The sequence below is a fragment of the Thalassovita autumnalis genome (assembly GCF_001458255.1).
GTDB classification, from domain to species: Bacteria; Pseudomonadota; Alphaproteobacteria; order Rhodobacterales; family Rhodobacteraceae; genus Thalassobius; species Thalassobius autumnalis.
This window is the reverse complement of sequence record NZ_CYSB01000038.1, coordinates 133,377-155,834: the sequence shown is the minus strand read 5'-3', so window position 1 is coordinate 155,834 and position 22,458 is coordinate 133,377. Positions and strand designations below refer to the sequence as shown.

Here is a 22,458-nt window from a genome sequence, read left to right as displayed (position 1 = left end):
TTCTCTCACCCGCCTTCCAAATATGATCACACGCAATGCGCCCTATCAGATCTCTTCGCGTGTCACCGAAAGCGGCGCAAACTTGCGCCCGTTAAGGGTGATTTCTTCCGGCAAGTGATTGAACCAGAACCGTTCTTCGCCACAATCGCGGCGGCGCAGCCCATCTGGCAACGCCTCCGTCTCAATCCCAGCGGCCTGACACAGCGGTGCAATCACCCGCAGCCAGCCCGCTTGATCCAACAGGGCGCCAAGATAGGTCAGCGCACCGGTGCCATTGCCCGCGCGCATCGCAACAGGCGCACCGTTGGCGTCCCGCAGGGTGACCTCAGCGCTACCTTCCAGCACCTCTTGATAGCCTTCGATCTGGCCAACCATCCCGGCATCATTGGCGGCGAGGCTCCTTGGCAGATCTGGCCGCAGGCTTTCGACCCGCGCAACCGTCACATCCAACCCCGGCATCGCTGGCGGCAGCGGATTGGGCAGGTTCATATCCTGATCCCGCGCCCCCGAACGCGGCCCAATCAACACCTGCGCCTGCCCGGCATGCTCTGCCAAGGCTGCTTTCAACGCTTCAGGCATATGCATCTGGCCGGGCGCAAGCACCAGCTGATAGCCCGAGAAATCCACGGTTTCAGGCCGCAGAATATCAACCGAAAGCCCCAGGCTGCGCAGCGCACGGTAACAGTCAAAGACCACGCCAAAGTAGCTCAGCCCTGCACCATGCGGCTGCACCGCCCAGGCGGCATCCGCATCATAGTCAAAGATCAGCCCCACCCGGGCCTGACCGGTTGAAACCTCCGGCGCATCGACCAGTTCAGCTGCAACCACACGCGCCTCCTCCGCCGCGGGGGCGTCAACGGAATCCGGCCGCAACATGCCGGCATGCATCTGCTCCTGCGCCATCGGCGCCTGCCGCCAGCGGAAATAGCACACAGCCTCAGCGCCGTGGGCAAACGCCTCCCACGACCAAAGCCGCACCATCCCCGGCAAGGGTGCCGGATTGTAAGGTGCCCAGTTGACCGGCCCGGGTTGCTGTTCCATCACCCACCAACGGCCCCTGCCAACAGCGCGGTAAAGATCGTGGTGGAAAGCCTGAAAGTCTGGATCCCCCTGTTGGGCATATTTGCGCTGTCGGTCCGCATCCGCGCCAACGCGATCCTCCAGGAAGCCCAGCGGATAGCTATCCCAGCTGGCAATTTCCAGATCATCGCCGACCTTGAAGTGATCAAAATCCGTGATCCGCCCCATGTAGTTATGCGCAATCGGCGCGGCGGAATGCTGCCGGATGATCTCCACCTGCAGACGATTGAACGCAACCACCTGATCCGAGGCAAAGCGCCGGAACGCCAGGCTATGCGCCGGGTTGGGCTCTGTCACCGTTAGGTTTGGTAAGTCTATGTTTTCAAAACAATCATACTCCATCGACCAGAAGACATTGCCCCAGTCTCGGTTCAAATCATGAATATTTTGATAACGCTGCGCCAGCCAGCGCTGAAATCCCTGTCGTGCAGCATCAGAATAGGAAATCGTGGTATCGTGACAGCCATATTCATTGTCCGTCTGCCAGGCCGCCACATGCGGGTTGCGCCCATATCTTTCCGCCATAAGCGTCACGATCCGGGCGCACTCCTGCTTATACCCCTCATGACTGAAACAATAATGTCGACGGGAGCCAAATTTCCGCAGTCGCCCCTCGGCATCCACCGCCAGCATGTCGGGATGACGGTCCAGCATCCAGCGCGGCGGTGTCGCGGTTGGCGTGCCCAAAACAACGCGCAGACCAGCGGCGCCCAGCACCTCGATCGCCTCATCCAGCCAGCCAAACTGCAACTCGCCCGGCCGTGGCTCCAGCCGCGACCAGCTGAACTCACCAATCCTGACCCAGGTGAGGCCAATTTCGGCCATCCGGCGCGCATCTTCGCGCCAGATCTCACGCGGCCAATGTTCGGGATAGTAGCAAGTGCCAAGCGTACGTTTCATGTCTCAGACTTTCACCTGATGTTCCGGCTGACCGGTGATATTCATTTTCGTAACAAAGACTTGCCCCTTCAGCGGATCGCTGTTAGCGGGCAGGCCTTCTGCTGCGGTTGTGACAAACAGTTGGTTCAGATCCGCGCCCCCGAAAGAAGGGCAAGACGCCTGTGTCGCGCCAACCTCCACCGCACGTTGAAACGCCCCATCCGGCCCGTAACACGCCACGCGCGACGCCCCCCATTGCGCGTTCCACAAACGACCCTCCGCATCCACAACAGCGCCATCGGGGTTCAGGTTTCCGGCGTTAAGATCGATGAACACTTCTGACGCACCCAGCGGCCAACCTTCTGAATCCAGGGGCTGCTTCATGATCATCTTGGTTACCGTATCGGTGAAATAGGAGCAGCTGCCATCAGGCGCAAAACAGATGGCGTTGGAAATGGTGATATTATCAAACAACCGGGTCAGCTTACCCTGATAAAACCGGTAAATCGCCCCTGCCCCAGGCTCTGCCTGAAAGCCCATTGTGCCAATCCAAAAGCCACCAAAAGGGTCCGCACGCCCGTCGTTTGAACGTGTTTTGGGATTGTCCGCTTCCATATCCACAAGGTGCTGACGCTCACCGCTGTTCAGATTGAACCGCGACAGACCAGTTTCCGAGGCCAGTAGCAACTCGTCCTTGCTGATCCAGCCAGCGGCGGACACATGATCGCGAAACCGCCATTCCAGCGGCCGCCCATCCTGTTGGGAGAGCAGCTTTTTACCCAGAATATCAAACCAAAACAACTGCTTGCGCAACGGGTGCCAAAGCGGCCCCTCGCCCAAGGTACAGCTTCGATTGTCAAAGACTTCGGCGCTCATGTCATTGCCTCATCGTAGGACTTAACGATTTTTTCAGCTTTCTGGCTGATGCTACCTGGCGACTCACCCGGTTTATAAAGGGCTGTTCCAATGCCAAACCCATCTGCCCCCGCAGCGCGCCATTCTGCAAAGTTATCAGGCCCCGCACCGCCCACAGCATAGCAGGGCAAATCTTTCGGCAGAACCGCCCGGTAGGCTTTCAGCCCCGCCGGACCGATCAGGCTGGCCGGGAAAAACTTCAATCCGTCAGCCCCTGCACGCCAGGCAGTAAAGGCCTCGCTTGGTGTCATCACGCCAGGATAGCTCAGCATGTTCAGACGTTTGGTCGCCTCAATCACCGGCACATGGCAATCTGGCGACACGATCAGACGGCCCCCTGCGGCAGCGACATCAGCCACTTGCTCCGGCTGCAAAACCGTGCCCGCCCCAAACAGGGCCTTGTCCCCATGTGCCTCAACCATGGAGGCGATCGACTGCAGCGGATCGGGGGAGTTGAGCGGCACCTCGATCCGGGTGATACCCGCGTCAATCAGGCGGCCAGCAATGTCCACAGCTTCAGGCGGGGTGATCCCGCGCAGGATTGCAATGATGTTACGGCTCATCTCAGCCCTCTTTGATAAATGTCGTGAGATCGTGGCGCGCCCGGGTCAACCCGGCAAGCACCAATGCATCGCCAACAACCCGGCGCACTGTCGCCCCGGCCTCGGCAAGGGCCAGTTGGTAATGCTGGCACAAGGCCATCGCGCCGATCAGCACGACCTCCTGTTCCCGCCAATAGGCCGCAGCGCCGGCCAATTCTTGCCCCAGCAAGCGGCCAGACAGATGCGCACGGCCCTGCCCCGCGCCCGCCCCATGGAGCAACATACCCGCCCGCACGGCAAAGAGATCGCCAAGCAAAGCCTCGGGCTGTTTCAAGCTTTCACCTACAGCAGCAAGAAACTGCGCCTCATCCCAATCATCTGCTGTGCCCACAGAATGGCGCAGGACAGAATGCCCCGCCAGCAGCGCAAAAACCTCCCCAGTCATGAAGCTGGTAAACCGGGTGACTTGCCCGTCCGCGATCTGCACCCATTTGCTATGGGTCCCGGGCAGGCACAGGACGCCGGAAAACTCAGGTTGATCAGCCAGAAAACCGGAGATCTGCGTCTCTTCCCCCCGCATGACATCAGCAGGTTCCGCCTGTTTCACCCCCGGCAAAATCCGCACGTCCAACCGCGTGTCACTTGCAGCAACGGAAATCGCCTGACCCGCAACCACCGGCGGGCAAGGCACCGCGCGATAGCCTGCATCCTGCCAGCCCTGCGCTGCGCCCACCATCCCGCAGCACAGGACCATCGTCCTTTGTTCCGGGTCCAAATATGGGTCAATCAAGGCAAGCAATGCCGGCTCAAACTCCGCAGGGCTGAGCCGCCCCATCCCCTGATCCGACTGCAGCGCCTGAACCGGCTGATCCCCCTGCATCACCCAGGCGCGCAGGTGACTGGTGCCCCAGTCCACTGCGACCCACTCCGCCGGCATCTTGCCCTCTGTCTCGGTATGCACGTCTTTACCCCGTGGTTACCACGCCGCCGTCGACGACCATCATCTGGCCCGTCATCATCCGGCTGGCGTTGGAGGCCAAAAACAGCACCGCATCCACCATGTCCTGCGGCACCAAATGTTCCTTCAGGCATTGCCGCTCAAGATGGGCAGCCAGCGCCTCGGGGTCCGCCCACATATCAAGCTGCTTCTGGGTGAGAACCCAACCCGGTGCCAGCGCGTTTACCCGGATTTTATCGGGGCCAAACTCACGTGCCAGCGATCGGGTCATGCCATTTATCCCCGCGTTTGCAGTGGTATAGGCCGGGTAGCCTGCATTGCCCATCATGTAGCTGATAGAGGAGATGTTGATGATGGAACCATGGCCCGCCTGCTGCATCTGGCGGATTGCGGCCTGGCAGCCAAAGAAGTAGCTTTTGAGGTTGATGTCCTGGCTCCAATCCCAGAACGCCTCATCCACATCCAATGTGGCATGGCGCTGATCGTTGGCTGCGTTGTTGACCATCACGGTCACTGGACCATGCGCGGCCGAAGCTTGTTCAATCGCCGCCTGCAATTTGGGAATATCCGTCACATCACATTGAATAAACAAGGGTTTTACCCCGTGTTTTTCGGCCATCCCCTCAGCGAACCCTGAGGCGTCAGACCGCTGGACAAAGGCAACTTTTGCGCCCTGTTTCAGAAATCCTTCGGTCAGGTCCGCGCCAATGCCGGACCCGCCACCGGTGATAAAAACGCTGGCGCCGGTCAGGTCGTGAAATGTTGCTGTGGTGTCAGCCATGGCTGGCTCCTTCTTAGGTGGCGCGCAGTGGCGGCCGAATGTCAGGGGTCAGTGACTTTCGCGGGTCACAGGACGTGTGTCTTTGCCAACAAGGAAATCAAGGTCGGCCCCCTGATCCGCCTGCAGCACGTGATCGACATACATCTTGGCGTAGCCGCGGGTGTAATGAGGGGGTTCTGGCGTCCAGGCGGCCTGACGCTCGGCCAGTTCTTCAGCCGGGATCAGCAGATCCAGGGTGCCCTCGGTCACAGACATACGGATGCGGTCACCGGTTTTCACCAGCGCCAGCGGGCCGCCGGCCTGGGCCTCGGGGCTGACGTGCAGCACCACTGTGCCATAGGCCGTACCGGACATGCGCGCATCGGAAATCCGCACCATGTCCCGCACCCCCTGTTTCACCAATTTCGACGGGATCGGCATATTGCCCACTTCTGGCATGCCCGGATAGCCCTTCGGACCACAGCCTTTCAGCACCAGGATTGTATCAGCGGTCACCGGCAGATCATCACGGTTGATATTGGCACGCAGGTCTTCAATGGTTTCAAACACATAGGCCTCACCCTCATGGTCCAGCAGGTGGTCCGAGGCGGCTGAGGGTTTGATGATCGCCCCTTTGGGGGCGAGATTTCCGCGCAGCACTTTCAGACCCGCCGCAGGTTTCAGCGGGTTGTCAAAGGGCCGGATCACATCGTCGTTCCAACACTCGGCCTCATCAGCGTAAACTTTGATGTCACCGCCAAGCACTGTGCGGGCAGAGCGCAGGCGATCGCCCAGCTCCTTCAGCACCACAGGCATGCCGCCCGCGTAGCAGAAATCCTCCATCAGGTATTTGCCGGAGGGCATGCAGTTCACCAGTAAAGGGATATCGCTGCCAAGCAGGAAATCATCGAGCGTCAGATCGATGCCCACACGACCGGCGATTGCCAGCAGGTGCACCACCGCATTGGTGGAACCGCCCACCGCAGCATTGGCCATGATCGCGTTTTCAAAGCTTTCGCGGGTCATGACATCGGACAGCTTTAACTCTTCTTCAACCATTTCCACGATACGCTTGCCCGTCATATGGGCCAGCGCCATCCGGCGCGCATCCACTGCAGGCAGGGCGGCATTGGTGGGCAGGCTCATCCCCATCGCTTCGACCAGCGATGCCATGGTTGAGGCCGTGCCCATCGTCATGCAAACGCCTTTGGACCGGCTCATGCCGCTTTCCGCCGCCATGAAATCCTTCAGGGTCATATCACCGGCGCGCACGGCCTCGGAGAATTTCCACACATCTGTGCCTGACCCGATGTCTTTGCCCTGCCATTTGCCGTTCAGCATCGGACCTGAGGACACCACGATGGTCGGCAAATCGACCGAGGCCGCGCCCATCAGCTGACCCGGGGTGGTCTTGTCACACCCCCCCAGTAGCACAACACCGTCCATGCCATAGGCGCGGATCGATTCCTCCACATCCATGGCCAGGAGGTTGCGAAACAACATCGCTGTCGGCTTCATCTGGGTTTCGCCCAGCGACATCACCGGAAATTCCACCGGGAAGCCGCCAGCCTCCCAGACGCCGCGTTTCACGCCTTCGGCCAAATCGCGTAAGCCGCTGTTACACGGCGTTAATTCCGACCAGGTGTTGCAAATGCCGATCACCGGACGGCCATCAAAGGCATGGTCCGGGAAGCCCTGATTTTTCATCCAGGAGCGATGGATAAAGCCATCGCGATCCTGCTTGCCGTACCACGCGCGGTTTCTGCGTTCTTTTGTCATAGGCGTCTTCCTTCGATGACCCGGATCGTGTCCGGGAAATCCCAGGGCAACGTCAGCCCGTGGGACATGAGGTATTGTCCGCTGAGCAGCACCGGACCCTGCTTCAGGGCGGGGGTGCCGCGCGACAGGCCCGGCAGGCCATCGCGGGTGCGGAGGTTGATTTCATATTGCGCGTCCGGCGTCAGCTGGGTCAGGCGCAACGGGCGTGGCAGGATTTGGTCCGAGGCCGCAACCTGCGCTGCAAAAACCACAAACTGATCGCCTGGCGGGCACAGCTGCTGTTCAGCGATCACCGCCGGATCGATGTGATCCAGACGCAGGATATCGGCCTGGCGCATCCAATCACGATTGGCCTTCCACCAACTGGTGACCTCTTTCAGCACTGCCGCTTCCTCAGCGCTCAATTCACGCGGGTCCATTTCGAAACCCATATGCCGCTGCGCCGCCGTCCAGGCGCGCAAAGGCATCGGCAGTACCCGCCACGAGGTATGGCAATGGCGCGGCCCGACGTGGCTGCCGGTGATTGCAGCCGGCAGGAACAGCGCAGCATCATGCTGGATCCGCTGACGTTCCAGCGCGTCGTTGCTGTCAGACAGCCAGACACGTTGGGTATGCTGCAAGACGCCTGCGTCAATCCGGCCCCCGCCCGAGGCGCAGCTTTCGAACTCCACCCCGGGATGGGCCGCGCGCAGCTCTGCCAGCAGCTGATAGGTGCAAGTGCACTGCGCAGCATCGGGGATCGGCAGCAGGCGGTTGTGATCCCATTTGACATAGTCGATGTCATGGGCGGCCAATACCTCGTTCATCTGTGTAAACAGATATGAACGCACCGCCGGATTGCTCATGTCCAGAACCCGTTGCTGGCGGCCCTCCACCTGATCGGCGGGGCCAAGGATCCAGTCGGGATGAGCGCGGGCCAGATCGCTGTTGAGGTTGACCATTTCCGGCTCAAACCAAAGGCCAAAGCGCATGCCAAGACCATGCACATGATCGATCAGTGGTGCAAAACCTTCCGGCCATTTGCGCGGGTCAATCTGCCAATCGCCCAAGCTGGAGGTGTCATCATCGCGGCGGCCAAACCAGCCGTCATCCAGCACAAAACGTTCTGCACCCAGATCCGCAGCGATCGCTGCGATATCTTTCAAGGCCTCAAGATCGTGGTCGAAGTAGATAGCTTCCCAGCAGTTGTAATGCACCGGGCGGGGACGATCGGGGTGTGGCCAGTCCACCAGGTGGTCGCGGATGTAGCGTTGGAAGGCCACTGCAGTGCCGTTGAACCCACGGTCAGAACGCGCCAGCAGCAGCGGCGCGGTCTCAAACCGGGTGCCCGTGCCACAGGTTCCGGCCGCATGGCCCCATTGGATCTGGCGACGGCCATCGGGCAGCTCTTCGGCGATCAAACGATGCCCCCCCGACCAGCCGTAATGCATGGCAAAGCTGGTGCCCGCAGTGTTGCGACATCCGGCTTCCGGGAACAGTGCAAAAGGCGGATGTTCATGGCCGGATCGCCCACCACGTGCCTCTCGCAGATGGGCACCCCGACGCCACGGGGTCTTAACCTGTTGAAATTCCCCAATCCAACGGCCGGAGAAATCGATCATCTCTTCAGCCAGTTGCGGCCCGGGCATCACTGGTGCTGCCAGCCAATGCAGGGTGATCGGCGCCTCAGACTCCAGAACAGTGCGGGTGGAAATCATCTGATCAACCACCGTAAACTCAAACCGCAGGCTGAGGCCCAGATCGGAATCTGACACCTGAATGCCAGTCGCATCTGACGCGGTGAGTTTCAGCTTCGGATGCAGCTCCGCCCCGTCACGATAGACCACAAGGCCGGGTTGGCCCGCAAAACTATCGCGCGCCAGCGGGCAAAGGGTGATCGGTGCGATCTCATCCATCATGCCGCCGGTGACATCCGGCGTTATTGCGGCGGCGATGGCCCCAAGGTCTGCATCTGCAGGCAATGGTGCCCCCCAGTAGCAGACCATGGGAACACCACCGTTTGACGCCAGCACCAGGCTTTGCCCGGTGCTGTCAAACCGCCATGTGTGCAAATCGCTCACTTCACGGCCCCCAGGGTCAGACCAGCGATGAAGTGTTTCTGCATCAGGAAGAACATCAGCACGGGGGGCAATGCCGCCACGATGGAGCCTGCCGAAACCAAATGCCACGCCGCGACCCACTGACCGTTCAATGAGTAGAGACCGGCGGTGATCGGTTGGGTTTCCGCCCCTTGGGTCAACACCGTCGCCCAGAAGTAATCATTCCAAATAAAGGTAAAGATCAGCACCGACAGCGCCGCGATCGCGGGCCGCATCAGCGGAATGACCACAAACCAGAAGATGCGGATTTCCGAGACCCCTTCGACCCGCGCCGCCTCAATCAACTCAAAGGGCAGCGCCTTGATGAAGTTGCGCATGAACAGCGTACAGAACCCGGTCTGGAACGCGATGTGAAACAGCGCGAGGCCCGAGATGGTGTTGTACAGCCCCATGTTCAGCGTCAGGTCACGCACCGGCACCATCAGGATCTGGAAAGGCACGAAATTCCCAGCAACAAACATGAAGAACAACAAAAGGTTGGCTTTGAACTTGTAAACGCCCAGCGCAAAACCGGTCATGCAGCTGAGGGCCACAGCGCCGATCACGGTCGGGATCGTCACCTTGAAGCTGTTCATGATGTATTGGCCAATCGGCGTGTTTTCAAAGATCGCCGTGTAGTTGGCCATCAGGTTAAAGCTGGTGGGCCAGCCCCAGTAGTTGCCAGCGTTGATATCACCGGCGGAACGGACCGAGGTCATGGCGACCGCCAGCAGGGGCAGCAACCACAGGATCAGCGCAATGGGCAGGGCCACCTTGTAGATCCATTGCGACGCGGGCGAGGTTTTCTCAATCGGGGTCGGAAACATCCTTAGCGCCCTTTCTCATCACGGTACATTTTGAACAGGAAGGCCGAGATATAGACCATCATGATCAGGAAGAGGATCACAGCGATCGCCGCGCCGTAGCCCATGCGGAAGCCATATTCACCAAAGGCCTGTTCATACATGTAAAAGGCCAGAACACGGCTGGAGCCCCAGGGCCCGCCATCGGTCATGATCGACACCAGGTCAAACGACCGCAGCGCGCCAATCACGGTGACAACAACCGCGATAAAGGTCGCGGGCTTCAACTGTGGCAACACCACATACCAGAGCATTTTCAAACCCTTGGCATTGTCGAGGCGCGCCGCTTCGATCTGTTCGGGATCCACGGCGTTCAGACCAGTGAGGTAGAGGATCATGCAATAGGCCGTCTGCGGCCAGAGGCCGGCGGCGATAATGCCATAGGTCACCCAGGTTTCATCCGCCAGCACTGGAATGGCCTCAAACCCAAGCGACATCAGCGCAATATTGAGGAGGCCAAAACTGGGGTCATAAAACCACGAGAAGACCAGACCAACCACAACCTGGCTGATCACGAAGGGGAAGAAGAAAAGCGATTTATAGATCCGGATGCCGCGCACCGTCTGATTGAGGAACAGCGCCACAAACAGACCAGCCGGGATCGCCAGCATATAAAGCACCAGCCAGATCACGTTGTTTTTCAGCGAGGTATAGAAGGCCTCATCGTCCATCAGCTCAACATAGTTGTTCATGCCGACCCAGGTGCGATCGCCCAGACCGTCCCATTCGTAAAAGCTGATGTTCATCGATTGAAAGATCGGGATGATCACATAGAGCGCAAACATCGCGATGCCGGGGGCCAGGAACAGCCAAGGCGCCAGACGTTGCTGGTTCTTTTTCCAATATGTGCCCATGATTGGCCTCTTTGCTGAAAGCTGCCCCAGTTGGTTCGGGGCCTCTCATTAGGGGATGGGCAAAGGCCCCGGGGTCAGATCCCCCGGGGCGCAATGCAGCGATCCTAAGGGTTTATTTGTAAACCCGACCGCGCACCTTCTCGAGGCGCTCAAGGATCTTGTCCATACGCTCAGGCTTCACCATGAATTCCTGGAAGCCTTCCATGCCTGCTTTGGCCATTTCCGCCGGGGCGTCACGGTCAAAGAACTGGGCGATACCGCCGGTGGTCGAGGACAGCATCTGGTAACCAGCCTGCAGGAACTTGTCGTCGCCAACCTCGGAGTCCTTGTTGATCGGCAGCTGACCCAGGGTGTCGTTGATCTGAGTCTGAACGTCTGCACGGGCCAGGTAGGCCAGGAACTTCTTGGCGTCTTCTTTGTTTTTGGCGTTGGCCGGGATGTGGATGGTATCGGTGGGCGCTTCTTCTGCCAGCGGCACATCCGGGTTGATGACTGGGAACTGGAAGAAGCCCAGCGTGTCATCGGTCAGCCCCGCTTCTTTCAGCGGCGCAACGGCGAAGTTGCCCATCACATACATGGCCGCATCACCCTGCACCATCGGTGCCAGTGCTTCCTGCCAGCTGTAGGCGGCGTGGTTTTCCAGGAAGAAGCCAGCATCGATCAGCTCTTTCCAGTTGTTCATGGTGGCGACCACACGTTCGTCGGTCCAGGCGACCTCACCTTTGGTCAGCGCCATGTGGAAATCATAACCGTTGGTGCGCAGGTTCAGGTAGTCAAACACGCCACCTGCGGTCCACAGATACTTGGTGCCGATGGTGATCGGGGTCACGCCATTGTCGGTGAGGGTCTTACCGGCGGCTTTGAACTCATCCCAGTTGGTGGGCACGGCGATGCCGAGGTTTTCAAAGATGTCTTTGCGGTAGTAAACGCCCCACTGGTAGTAGGTATAGGGCACACCCCAGATTTTGCCGTCTATGGTCATCGATCCCTGCGCCGAGGCCAGAGATTCGGTCAGGCCGTTTTCTTCCCAGACATCATCTACCGGCTCAAACAGGCCAGCGTTGACGTAGGGCAGCATCCGGTTGCCTGCATACCAGTTGGCCAGATCCGGCGCGTCGGCAGTCAAGAAGTTACGGATCGAGGTTTTGTACCCTTCGTGATCGAACAGATTCCAGGTGACTTTAACGTCGGGGTTTTCTGCCTCAAAGCCCGCGATCAGCGCCTCAAAGGCGGCTTTGGGCGCCGGGTCCGACGTATCGGTGTTGATAACCAATTCACCAGCAAATGATGCACCTGCCAGCATGGTCGAGGCCAGAATACCCGCGACCAGTTTCTTGGGGTGATGGAACATGGCTTCCTCCCTGTTGCTCCAATTATGGAGTTGACACCTGTTCCAAATAGTGGAACTTAATCTCAAATATTGAAAATTCTGCCTAATGCAGCTAAACGAGTCAACAGCTTCGTTGCCTTTTGGGCTGCGTCGCTGGGAGGAGACCTTGATGAACAAGCCGGTTAAGGGCGACGGAACTGTCGGAAAAGCTTTGGAAATTTTGGATGCGGTGGCCCAAGTTGGCCGCCCTGTTCGGTTTTCTGAACTGCTGGAGGACAGCCCCCACCCCAAGGCCACGCTCTACCGTTTTCTGCAGACCCTGACGAATCAAGGCATGCTGTCTTACGACGAAGACCGGCAGTGCTACTCGTTAGGGCTGCGCCTTGTGCGCTTGGCCCATTCCGCCTGGCAGCAATCCAGTCTGGCGCCTCTGGCGCAGCCTTTGCTGGATCAGCTGGCCGCAGAAGTGGGCGAAACGATACACCTGGCGCAGATGGAAAACGGGCAGGTTCTGTTTGTCGACAAACGCAAAACCACGGACCGGTTTGACACGCTTGCCCAGGCAGGTCGTGTTGCCCCGGCCCATTGCACCGGTGTTGGTAAGGCAATCCTTGCCTTCATGACGCCGGAACGGCTGGAACGCGCCCTGAAGCAGCAAAGCTTCATGCGCTACACCGCCACCACACACCCCGATGCCGAAACGATGATCGCCGAGTTCGATCAGATCCGCGCCGATGGTGTGGCCTATGACCGCGAAGAACACGAAGAAGGCATCATCTCGATCGCCGCCCCGATCTTTACCGATGCGGGCAAAGTGATCGGCGCGGTCTCCATCGCCTCCTCCACCAACCGCAATTCCATCGAGACGCTCTCGGCCCACCGGGAACGTCTCATCGAAACCACCACCCAAATCGGCGCGGCCGCTTCGGCCTGGCAGTTCCCGTCCTAAGATCCGCCCGACCATTCGCTTGAAGGAATACTCACATGTCAGGTGTCACGCTCGACAAAGTCGTCAAGAAATACGGTGATGTGCAGGTCATCCACGGTGTGGATCTGGAAATCGAAGACGGCGAGTTCTGCGTCTTCGTCGGCCCGTCGGGCTGTGGCAAATCCACCCTTCTGCGCATGGTCGCAGGTCTGGAGGAAACCACCGATGGCGCCATCCAGATCGGCGCCCGCGACGTGACCCGCGCGGATCCGGCCGATCGCGGCGTGGCGATGGTGTTTCAGACCTACGCGCTCTACCCGCATATGACGGTGGAGGAGAACATGGGCTTTGGTCTGAAGATGAACAAAGTTCCCAAGGACCAGATCAAAGCCAAGGTGGATGAGGCGGCGGAGATCCTGCAGCTGGGCGACTATCTGCAGCGCAAACCCAAGGCTCTGTCCGGCGGTCAGCGTCAGCGTGTGGCCATCGGCCGTGCCATTGTCCGCGGCCCCGAGGTATTCCTGTTCGATGAACCGCTGTCGAACCTTGATGCTGAATTGCGCGTCGACATGCGGGTGGAAATCGCCCGCCTGCACAAAGAAATCGGCGCCACAATGATCTATGTGACCCACGATCAGGTTGAGGCGATGACGCTGGCCGACAAGATCGTGGTGCTGCGCGCCGGTCACATCGAACAGGTCGGCTCACCAATGGAGCTGTATCAGAACCCGGACAATAAATTCGTCGCCGGTTTCATCGGCTCCCCCTCGATGAACTTCCTCGAAGGTGTGGTTGAGGCAGGCAAGGTCCGGGTGGCAGCCCTTGGCGATCAGCTGATCGAAACGGACGTTGCCCTGCCTGCGGATGGCGCCAAGATCACTGTTGGCCTGCGCCCGCAACACCTGGCCGTTGCGGCCGGGGACAGCCCGCTGTCTGTGGACATTCGCGAACGTCTGGGCGGGGTGGCTTATGACTACCTGACCACCCCAACCGGCGAAGCGCTGGTGGTGGAAACCCGCGGCGATGAAGACATCCCAACAGGGGCTTCGGTCACGCTGAGCATCGCCGAAGGCACGGCGATGTTCTTTGACCCCAAGACCGAACAGCGTCTGCGTTAAGACATTAAAACAACGGGTTGGCGCTAAACAGGGCCAACCCCGCCGTAGGCCACACCGGTCAGCGCGGCCATATCGCGTTTCCATGTCGTCAGGTCGTCCATGGTAAACTCCGACAGGTGATGATGGCCGCAGGCGCGCGCCATCACCTGCATCAACTGCACCGAAACCGCAAAGAAGTTGGCCAGCTGCTCGGCAGATTTTTCTACCTGCAGCCGCTGCACCAATCCCGGTTTCTGGGTCGCGATCCCCACCGGGCAGTTGTTGGTGTGACAGGCGCGCATGGCGATGCAACCAATCGCCTGCATCGCCGCATTGGACAGGGCCACCGCATCGGCCCCCAACGCCATCGCCTTGATAAAATCGGCAGGCGTGCGCAATCCGCCGGTGATCACCAAGGTCACATCACGCCGTCCCAGATGATCCAGATGCCGTCGCGCCCGTGCCAAGGCGGGGATGGTGGGCACCGAAATATTGTCGCGGAAAATCAGCGGTGCCGCCCCGGTGCCGCCACCGCGACCATCCAGAATGATGTAATCCACCCCCACCTCCAGCGCGGCATCAATGTCCTTCTCAATATGCTGCGCGGACAGTTTGTAGCCGATCGGAATACCGCCGGTCCGCTCACGTACTTCCCCAGCGAAATCGCGGATCTGCTGCAGGGTGGTCCAGTCAGGAAACCGCGGCGGTGAAATCGCGGCGGTGCCTTCGGGCAGATCGCGCACCTCGGCAATTTTGCCTTTCACCTTGGCCCCCGGCAGGTGCCCGCCGGTGCCGGTTTTGGCCCCCTGCCCGCCTTTGAAATGAAACGCCTGCACCTTGGCCAGTTTGTCCCAGGAAAACCCGAACCGCCCTGAGGCCAGTTCATAGAAATACCGGCTGTTCGCGGCCTGCTCTTCCGGCAGCATGCCCCCTTCACCGGAACAGATCCCGGTCCCGGCTTTTTCAGCCCCCACCGCCAGCGCCAGTTTCGCAGGCTCCGACAGGGCGCCGAAACTCATGTCTGACACAAAGAGCGGTATGTCCAACTGCAACGGCTTTGCGGCGTTTGGCCCGATCACCACATCGGTGCCAACCGGGTCCTCCTCCAACAAGGGCAGCCGGTGCAGTTGCGCGGTCAGCAGTTGCAGATCGTCCCAAGTGGGCAAAGCGTCCCGCGGCACCCCCATGGAGGCGGTCTGCCCATGCGCCCCGGCTTTGGCCACCCCCTGTTTGGCATAGCGTCGGATCAGCTGATTGTGCGGTTCCTCCGCCGTACCATGCCCGGTATCGGCATAAAGGCCCAGATAGGCATCGCGGTTAAACGGCTGTGGATTGGCCCGCGCCCAATCGGCGATTTCATCGGCATCCACCCGAACCACCCCGTCCTCCACCCAGGCTTTGAACTCTGGCAGCGCCTCGGCGTTGTTGTAGCCTGAAACGCCCCCGTCCAACCGGTAATCCCAGTAGTGAACGCCGCAAAACAGGTTCTTGCCGCGCACAAACCCATCCGCCATCAGCGCGCCGCGATGCAGGCAGCGGCCGTAGAACACAGACACCCTGTCATCCCAGCGCACCACCACCAGATCCACCTCCCCCACAAGGGCATAGGCGGGTTTGCGATCTTCCAAGTCTTCATAGCGGGCAACTTCAGCTGGCGTCATCAGGTCCTCCTTCGGTGGCTTCCACGGGCTGGCATGTCAATTGAACTGGCGCAGAACGGCAAAGGGGCAAGCCCGCGCGGCCTGCCCCTTTTGTTTTCGAGCGTCTGTTTCGAGACAATTCCCGTGGTGGCGGGGTCACGCACTCAGCCTAGGTGGCTAGGGCGCATGCGCTCCGCACGGATCACCCCGCCTTGAAGGCGCGCAGCACCTGGCGTGCCGCGGTGACAACCGGGTCGTGGGTTTCTTTCAGGATGGTGACGCGGTCAAACCTATCGGGGTCAGCGTTCACCGCCGCACGCATTGCCTGACCAAAGGCCATGCGCAGTTCTGTGCCGATGTTGAACTTGCAGATCTTCGACCCGCGCGCCAACGCCGTGCGCTGCGCTACTGGCACGCCGGATCCACCGTGGATCACCAGCGGCACCTCGGTCAGCGCCTCGATGGCGCGGATGCGCGGCTCATCCAACCCGCCCTCTTTGTCCTGTTGCAGATGCACATTCCCGACCGAGATGGCCATTGCATCCACGCCGGTCTCCGCCGCGAACTGGGCCGCCTCCGCCGGATCGGTCCCGGCAGAGCCTTCGCCGCCCGAATAGCCGACGAAGCCGATCTCACCCTCGCAGGAAATCCCCGCCCCATGCGCCATCTCAACAATGGCGCGGGTCTCTTCGATGTTCTGCTGCAGCGGCTTGCGCGAGCCATCGAACATCAAAGAGGTGAAGCCGCTGTCCAGTGCCTCCCTACATTCCTCAAACGTGTAGCCGTGATCCAGATGCGCCACCACCGGGACCGCGGCGCCTTCGGCCAGATGCCGAAACATCTTGCCCAGCACCGGCAGCGGCGTGTGGGCGCGGCAGCTGGGGCCGGCCTGCAGGATCACCGGCACGCCCTCTTCCTCGGCCGCGGCCACATAGGCGCGCATGTCTTCCCATCCCAGCGTGACAAGTCCCGCCACCGCATAGTTTCCCTTGAGCGCCGGTTGCAGCACATCCGCCAAAGTGACCAGAGGCATGTTTGATCCCACCTGTTGCGCAGCCCTATAGCCGCATTCAGTTGCGCCTAGCCGTGTTAAGCCAAGCAAAAGTAGCGACAGATTTTCTACGCCTATTTATCCCGCCGATCCCGGATGTGAGGCAAGGAAGGCCTCCAACCCAGCGAGGTCGGGCATGGCGCCGGCGCAGCCGGGCTTGGACACCACGATCGAGGCGCAGGCTGATCCGCGCAGCACCGCATCGCGCAAAGAATGCCCCTGCGCGATGGCCGACAACAGACCTGATAGGAAACTGTCGCCCGCGCCGTTTGGTTTCACTGCCTCCACCGGGTAGATGCCGGTGCGGATCTCTTCGCCGCCATGCAAAGTGATCGCGCCCTCCGCGCCCATCTTGTAAATCACGATGCGCCCATCGCGTTCCGCCAACCGCCGCGCCATGTCGAGGCCCTTGTCCATGCCGCCTGCCATGAAACCGAACTCTTCGTCATTGCCAACGATCATGTCGCTCTCTTCACCGGCGCGGCTCAGCACCTCGGCGGCAACTTCGGGTGAGGGCCAGCTATAAGGGCGATAGTCGATGTCAAAGATCACCGGCAGCCCCGCCTTCCGCGCGTTTTCAAACGCCCGGAAGGTGGCCGAGCGCGAAGGCTCAGCCGCAAAGACCGTGCCGGCGGTGATCAGCGCCGACCAGTCGGCGTAATTCACCTGATCCATCTCCTCGGGCGTCACCTGAAAGTCGGCAGCACCGTTACGATAGATCACGTTCTGGAAATCCTCGATGCAGCTTTCGTACACCGCAAGCGAGGTGCGGGCTTCGCCCCCGACAGACCGGACATAGCTGGTGTCGACGCCGTAGTCCTTCAGCCGGTTAACACAGAACCGCCCCACCGCATCGTCTGAGACCGAGGTGACCAGTGTTGCGCTGCCGCCGAACTTCACCAACCCGACACAGATGTTGGCAGAAGAACCGCCAAGGTCGGCGGCGAACATATCGGCATCTTCGCTTTTTACGCCGATGGGCGTTGCGAAGACATCCATGCCCGCGCGCCCGAAGACGGCAAAGCGATTGCCTTTGATGGCAGAGATCAGATCGACCATCACACGCCCTTCCGCTGACGGCTGCGGGAGCTTTCCCAATCCACATGTGCCTCGCGCACGCGATCCGACTTGGTGACATGCGGCGTGCCAACCTCCCACCAGGCGTGGCCTTCGGTGGTCCAGCCCTCATAAGGGTCGACGTCCATCACGATCACATAGGTCTTGTCACTGGCCTTGGCGCGTTTGAATGCTTCACCCAGCTCCGCAGGGTTTGCCACTTTTTCAGATGTGGCGCCCATCGACGCGGCGTGGGCTGCGAAATCCACCGCAAAGGGCTGCGGCACCGTGGGGCAATCGGCCAGCAGGTTGTTGAAACTTTCGTTGCCGGTGTTGTTCTGCAGTTTGTTGATGACGGCAAAGCCACCGTTATCCAGCACCAAGACGATCATCTTCTTCTGGCTGAGGACGGAGGAATAAATGTCCGAGTTCATCAACAGGTAAGAGCCATCACCGGTAAACACGATGGTGTCTTTGTCCGGCTCCCGCTGGGCCTGCGCAATCCGCGCACCCCAGCCGCCAGCAATCTCATACCCCATGCAGGAGAAACCGAACTCCACATCCACGGTGCCCTGATCCAGCGTGCGCCAGTTGGCGGTGACCTCAGCCGGCAGCCCCCCCGCCGCAGCAACCACCCGGTCGCGCGAATCACAGAGCGCGTTCACCACACCGATGGCCTGCGCGTAGGAGTTCGGGCGATTGTCGCCATAGCTGACATTGTCAGCGACATAATCCACCCATTTCGCCCGCTGTGCCTTGGCGTGATCGACCCATTCTTGCGGCGCGACATATCCGGCGCAGGCGGCATTCAGCGCAGGCAGCGCCAATTTGGCATCGCCCACCACCGGCAGCGACCGGTGTTTGCCTGCATCATGACGGGCCGCGTTCACCGAAATGAACCGCGCGCTTTTGGCAAAGGCGGTCCAGGAACCGGTGGTGAAATCCTGCAGACGGGTGCCAACGGCGACAATCACATCGGCCTCTTCGGCGATGGTGTTGGCCGAGTCCGATCCGGTGACCCCGATCGGCCCGATGTTCAGCACATGCGTATCCAGCAGGTTGGCGCGACCGGCGATGGTTTCCACCACCGGGATTTGGTGCGCCTCAGCAAAGGCTGTAAGCTCCGCAACCGCGCCGGAATATTGCACACCGCCGCCGGCGATGATCATCGGTCGTTTTGCCGATTTCAGCAACGCCGCCGCATCGGCCAATTCGGCCACATCGGTGGATTGACGGCGAATGCGGTGCACCTTCTTTTCAAAGAAGACCTCAGGATAGTCATAGGTCCAGCCCTGCACATCCTGCGGCAGCCCCAGGAACGCCGGGCCACAATCAGCAGGGTCCAGCATGGTGGCAATGGCATTGGGCAGCGATTGGATGATCTGCGCCGGATGGGTGATCCGATCCCAGTAGCGCACCACCGGTTTGAAGGCGTCGTTGACCCCGTAGGTGGGATCGCCAAAGTGTTCCAGTTGCTGCAACACCGGATCCGGCAGGCGGGTGATGAAGGTATCGCCGCACAGCATCAGCATCGGCAGCCGGTTGGCATGCGCCAATGCAGCCGAGGTCACAAGGTTCGCCGTGCCCGGCCCCGCCGAGGCGGTGCAGAACATGAACCGCTGACGCAGCCATTGTTTCGCATAAGCGGCGGCAGCAAAGCCCATGCTCTGCTCATTCTGGCCGCGATAAAGCGGCAGTTCTTCCTGCACCTCATGCAGGGCCTCCCCCAGACAGGTCACATTGCCATGCCCGAAGATGCCAAAGCCACCGCCGCACAGACGCATTTCCTGCCCGTCGATCACGATATACTGGTTTTCCAGCCAGCGAATGATGGCTTGCGCCGTGGTCAGCTGAACCGTCTTGTCACTCACCGTTATGTCCTCCCGATGTCATCGCCGGAACTCCCATTTATCCGACCATGCCGATTGCCGCTTGCGCGTTTTCGAATCCCAAGCTACAGTTTTTTGCAACCGGTTGCAAAGTGATTTGTCGGCCGTCACAGAAACCCCTGAAAACCACTTACAGAGATCCTGACCATGAGTATCCGCATTGGCAACGCCCCCTGTTCCTGGGGTGTGGAATTCCCCAACGATCCGCGCAATCCCAGCTGGCAGTCGGTGCTGAAAGACTGCGCTGCCGCAGGCTATAAGGGCATCGAACTGGGCCCTGTTGGCTTCATGCCCGAAGATCCGGCCGTGCTGGGTGAGGCATTGGCAGAACATGATCTGGAGCTGATCGGCGGCGTGGTGTTCCGCGCCTATCACGATCCCGCCCAATGGGACGATGTGCTGGACGGCACTCACCGCACCTGTAAGGCGCTGGTGGCGCATGGTGCCAAACATCTGGTGCTGATTGACTCGATCTCAGAACGGCGCGCCCCCACCGCGGGTCGCGCGGCTGAGGCCGAGCAGATGGACAAGGCCGAATGGACTGCCTTCCGCGACCGTCTGGCCGAAAGCGCCCGCATCGGCACCGAGGAATATGGCCTGACCGTCGGCATCCACGCCCATGCAGCCGGCTTCATGGATTTTGAGCCCGAGCTGGAGCGTCTGCTGAATGAGGTTGACGAAAAGATCCTGAAGATCTGCTTTGACACCGGCCACCATTCCTACGCGGGCTTTGATCCGGTTGCTTTCATGAAGCGCTATATCGACCGCATCTCTTACATGCACTTCAAAGACATCGATCCCAAGGTAAAGGCCGAAGTGATCGCCAACCGCACCGGTTTCTATGATGCCTGTGGTCAGGGGATTTTCTGTAACCTTGGCGATGGCGACGTGGACTTCCCGGCCGTGCGGCAGCTGCTGCTGGACAGCGGGTTTGAAGGCTGGTGCACAGTTGAACAGGACTGCGATCCGCTGTTGGATCCTGATCCTGTGAGCGATGCCAAAGTGAACCGTGAATATCTGGAAAGCATCGGCTTCACCTGAAGCTTTTGCACAAGACTTAGAAGATCGACACCTGAGGGAGGACACCTCATGACCAAATTAAAATGGGGCATGATCGGCGGCGGCGAAGGCAGCCAGATCGGCCCGGCCCACCGTCTGGGCGCCCTGGCGGATGGCCGTTTTGAAATGGTGGCCGGCGCGCTGGATCACCGCCCAGAGGTGGGGCGCGACTATGCGCAACGTCTGGGAATCGCTGCAGACCGCGCCTATGGCGACTGGCAGGACATGCTGGCCGGTGAAAAAACACGCGAGGATCGGATTGATCTGGTCACCGTGGCCACGCCCAATGCAACACACTTTGAAATCACCAAAGCCTTCCTTGAGGCGGGTTTCAACGTGCTGTGCGAAAAGCCGATGACCATGACGGTTGAGGAAGGCGAAGAGATCGTGAAGGTTGCCGAAAAGACCGGCAAGATCTGCGCGGTGAACTACTGCTATTCCGCCTACCCGATGGTGCGTCAGGCCCGCGCGATGGTGCGCGCCGGTGAGATCGGCAAGGTGCGGCTTGTGGTGACCAACTTTGCCCACGGCCACCACGGCGATGCCACGGATGCGGACAATCCGCGGGTGCGCTGGCGTTATGATCCGGCGATGGCCGGCGTCTCGGGCCAGTTTGCCGATTGCGGCATCCACGCGCTGCATATGGCCAGCTTCATCTGTGATGATGAGGTTGAAAAACTCTCGGCCGATTTTGCCTCCACCATCGCCTCGCGTGAGTTGGAAGATGACGCCATGCTGAACTTCCGCATGAGCGGCGGCACGGTTGGGCGGCTCTGGACCTCTTCGGTGGCGATCGGGCGGCAGCATGGGTTTGACATTCAGGTTTTTGGCGAAACCGGCGGTCTACGCTGGGCCTCTGAACAGCCGAACCAGCTGATCTATACCCCGGTTGGCGGCCGCACGCAGGTGATCGAAAAAGGCGAAGGTGGGCTTTACGAAGACGCTCAGCGCCTTAGCCGCGTCGCCATCGCCCACCCCGAAGGGTTCCCGCTGGCGGTGGCCAACATCTACTGCGATCTGGCCGATGCAATTGCGGGTGAGGTGCGCGACGGGTTGCCCGGTGCCGCGGATGGTCTGCGCTCCATGGCGGCGGTGGAAACCGCGGTGGCCTCAGCCAAGGCTGACGGTAGTTGGATGGACGCGCGCCCGCCAATGTTCCGCTGATCGCCTACGAGACTGACGACATCAAAGGCCGGGGAACCCCCCGGCCTTTTTCAATTCGGCGTCCAATCGGGCTGCGTATCAAACCGGGCAACCCCCGGCCCCAGCTGGTCCCAATGCGGCCGATCCCGTTCAAAGATCACCACCTGCACCGACAGATCCGTCGCATCTTCAAAAGCGCCCAGCGGCAGGGTGATATGATCCGGCGCCCGGGTATTGCGTCCGAATATCGGGCTGCCGCAGCGGGGGCAGAACCCCTTCGTCACCGTCGCCCCTAACGCGCCTTTATAGCTGTGTTCGGCAATCTCGCCTTCGATCTGAACACCCGCACGCGGAAACATCGCGCCAATGCTATGGCCGGTGCCGGACAGGCGGCGGCATTCCTCACAATGGCATTGCGCCACAACAACGGGCGCGGCGGTCACGTTGAACTGCAATGCGCCACAAAGGCATCTTCCGGTAAACTCAGGTTTCATGCCGGCACCTTAACGCGCAGCCCGGATCAGGCAAGATCAGGCAATGTTGCTTCGCGCCCGGCG

At 60.2% G+C, this 22,458-nt stretch carries 19 protein-coding genes; 4 read left to right on the top strand and 15 right to left on the bottom strand.

Annotated features, from left to right (window positions below; translation table 11 throughout):
- Window positions 1–45: 45 nt before the first annotated feature.
- The 10 genes from TL5118_RS15460 to TL5118_RS15415 all read right to left on the bottom strand — a co-directional run bounded on the left by TL5118_RS15460 (window position 46) and on the right by TL5118_RS15415 (window position 12,059).
- Window positions 46–1,980 (bottom strand): beta-galactosidase, encoded by a 1,935-nt coding sequence (locus TL5118_RS15460; RefSeq protein ID WP_058244765.1) that lies wholly within the window; start codon window positions 1,978–1,980, stop codon window positions 46–48.
- A gap of 3 nt (window positions 1,981–1,983) precedes the next feature.
- Complete coding sequence (locus tag TL5118_RS15455; protein WP_058244766.1) at window positions 1,984–2,835, bottom strand: SMP-30/gluconolactonase/LRE family protein; 852 nt, start codon at window positions 2,833–2,835, stop codon at window positions 1,984–1,986.
- A complete protein-coding gene (locus TL5118_RS15450) occupies window positions 2,832–3,437 on the bottom strand; it encodes a 2-dehydro-3-deoxy-6-phosphogalactonate aldolase (protein WP_058244767.1) in 606 nt (201 codons plus the stop codon). Before TL5118_RS15450 ends, TL5118_RS15455 begins: the two co-directional genes overlap by 4 nt.
- 1 nt (window position 3,438) lies before the next feature.
- The gene (locus TL5118_RS15445) at window positions 3,439–4,377 is read right to left on the bottom strand and encodes a 2-dehydro-3-deoxygalactonokinase (RefSeq protein ID WP_242601795.1); all 939 of its coding nucleotides are present in this window, start codon (window positions 4,375–4,377) and stop codon (window positions 3,439–3,441) included.
- 4 nt (window positions 4,378–4,381) lie between these two features.
- Window positions 4,382–5,155, bottom strand: a complete 774-nt coding sequence (locus TL5118_RS15440; RefSeq protein ID WP_058244769.1) for an SDR family NAD(P)-dependent oxidoreductase — start codon at window positions 5,153–5,155, stop codon at window positions 4,382–4,384.
- A gap of 48 nt (window positions 5,156–5,203) precedes the next feature.
- Window positions 5,204–6,913: an IlvD/Edd family dehydratase gene (locus TL5118_RS15435; protein ID WP_058244770.1), complete on the bottom strand. Its 1,710-nt coding sequence runs from the start codon at window positions 6,911–6,913 to the stop codon at window positions 5,204–5,206.
- A complete protein-coding gene (locus TL5118_RS15430) occupies window positions 6,910–8,898 on the bottom strand; it encodes an alpha-galactosidase (RefSeq protein ID WP_082626405.1) in 1,989 nt (662 codons plus the stop codon). Before TL5118_RS15430 ends, TL5118_RS15435 begins: the two co-directional genes overlap by 4 nt.
- Before the next feature lie 71 nt (window positions 8,899–8,969).
- A complete protein-coding gene (locus tag TL5118_RS15425) occupies window positions 8,970–9,818 on the bottom strand; it encodes a carbohydrate ABC transporter permease (protein ID WP_058244771.1) in 849 nt (282 codons plus the stop codon).
- A gap of 2 nt (window positions 9,819–9,820) precedes the next feature.
- On the bottom strand, window positions 9,821–10,708 hold the full coding sequence (locus tag TL5118_RS15420; RefSeq protein ID WP_058244772.1) for a carbohydrate ABC transporter permease: 888 nt from the start codon (window positions 10,706–10,708) through the stop codon (window positions 9,821–9,823).
- Window positions 10,709–10,820: 112 nt separating this feature from the next.
- Complete coding sequence (locus TL5118_RS15415) at window positions 10,821–12,059, bottom strand: ABC transporter substrate-binding protein (protein ID WP_058244773.1); 1,239 nt, start codon at window positions 12,057–12,059, stop codon at window positions 10,821–10,823.
- A gap of 148 nt (window positions 12,060–12,207) precedes the next feature.
- Between TL5118_RS15415 and TL5118_RS15410 the strand changes: the two genes are divergently transcribed.
- Together TL5118_RS15410 and TL5118_RS15405 are read left to right on the top strand one after the other, a co-directional pair.
- Window positions 12,208–12,987 carry an IclR family transcriptional regulator gene (locus tag TL5118_RS15410; protein ID WP_058244774.1) on the top strand — a complete coding sequence of 260 codons (780 nt, stop codon included), beginning with the start codon at window positions 12,208–12,210 and terminating at the stop codon, window positions 12,985–12,987.
- A gap of 35 nt (window positions 12,988–13,022) precedes the next feature.
- On the top strand, window positions 13,023–14,084 hold the full coding sequence (locus TL5118_RS15405; RefSeq protein WP_058244775.1) for an ABC transporter ATP-binding protein: 1,062 nt from the start codon (window positions 13,023–13,025) through the stop codon (window positions 14,082–14,084).
- A 23-nt stretch (window positions 14,085–14,107) separates the two neighbouring features.
- On the opposite strand, the gene TL5118_RS15400 is transcribed toward TL5118_RS15405, so the two are convergent.
- From TL5118_RS15400 to iolD, 4 genes are all read right to left on the bottom strand, one after another.
- On the bottom strand, window positions 14,108–15,724 hold the full coding sequence (locus TL5118_RS15400) for a glutamate synthase-related protein (protein WP_058244776.1): 1,617 nt from the start codon (window positions 15,722–15,724) through the stop codon (window positions 14,108–14,110).
- Between the two features lie 181 nt (window positions 15,725–15,905).
- Window positions 15,906–16,736 (bottom strand): class II fructose-bisphosphate aldolase, encoded by an 831-nt coding sequence (locus tag TL5118_RS15395; protein ID WP_058244777.1) that lies wholly within the window; start codon window positions 16,734–16,736, stop codon window positions 15,906–15,908.
- Between the two features lie 96 nt (window positions 16,737–16,832).
- The gene (gene iolC / locus TL5118_RS15390) at window positions 16,833–17,813 is read right to left on the bottom strand and encodes a 5-dehydro-2-deoxygluconokinase (RefSeq protein WP_058244778.1); all 981 of its coding nucleotides are present in this window, start codon (window positions 17,811–17,813) and stop codon (window positions 16,833–16,835) included.
- Window positions 17,813–19,681 (bottom strand): 3D-(3,5/4)-trihydroxycyclohexane-1,2-dione acylhydrolase (decyclizing), encoded by a 1,869-nt coding sequence (iolD, locus tag TL5118_RS15385; RefSeq protein ID WP_370701684.1) that lies wholly within the window; start codon window positions 19,679–19,681, stop codon window positions 17,813–17,815. The genes iolC and iolD overlap by 1 nt, the downstream gene beginning before the upstream one ends.
- Window positions 19,682–19,846: 165 nt before the next feature.
- On the opposite strand from iolD, the gene TL5118_RS15380 reads away from it, so the two are divergent.
- Window positions 19,847–20,740 carry a TIM barrel protein gene (locus TL5118_RS15380; protein ID WP_058244780.1) on the top strand — a complete coding sequence of 298 codons (894 nt, stop codon included), beginning with the start codon at window positions 19,847–19,849 and terminating at the stop codon, window positions 20,738–20,740.
- Window positions 20,741–20,788: 48 nt separating this feature from the next.
- Window positions 20,789–21,922 carry a Gfo/Idh/MocA family protein gene (locus tag TL5118_RS15375; RefSeq protein ID WP_058244781.1) on the top strand — a complete coding sequence of 378 codons (1,134 nt, stop codon included), beginning with the start codon at window positions 20,789–20,791 and terminating at the stop codon, window positions 21,920–21,922.
- Between the two features lie 50 nt (window positions 21,923–21,972).
- Here TL5118_RS15375 and TL5118_RS15370 read toward each other — a convergent pair whose 3' ends face one another.
- Window positions 21,973–22,395, bottom strand: coding sequence for a GFA family protein (locus TL5118_RS15370; protein WP_082626393.1), 423 nt, complete (start codon window positions 22,393–22,395; stop codon window positions 21,973–21,975).
- Window positions 22,396–22,458: the final 63 nt, after the last annotated feature.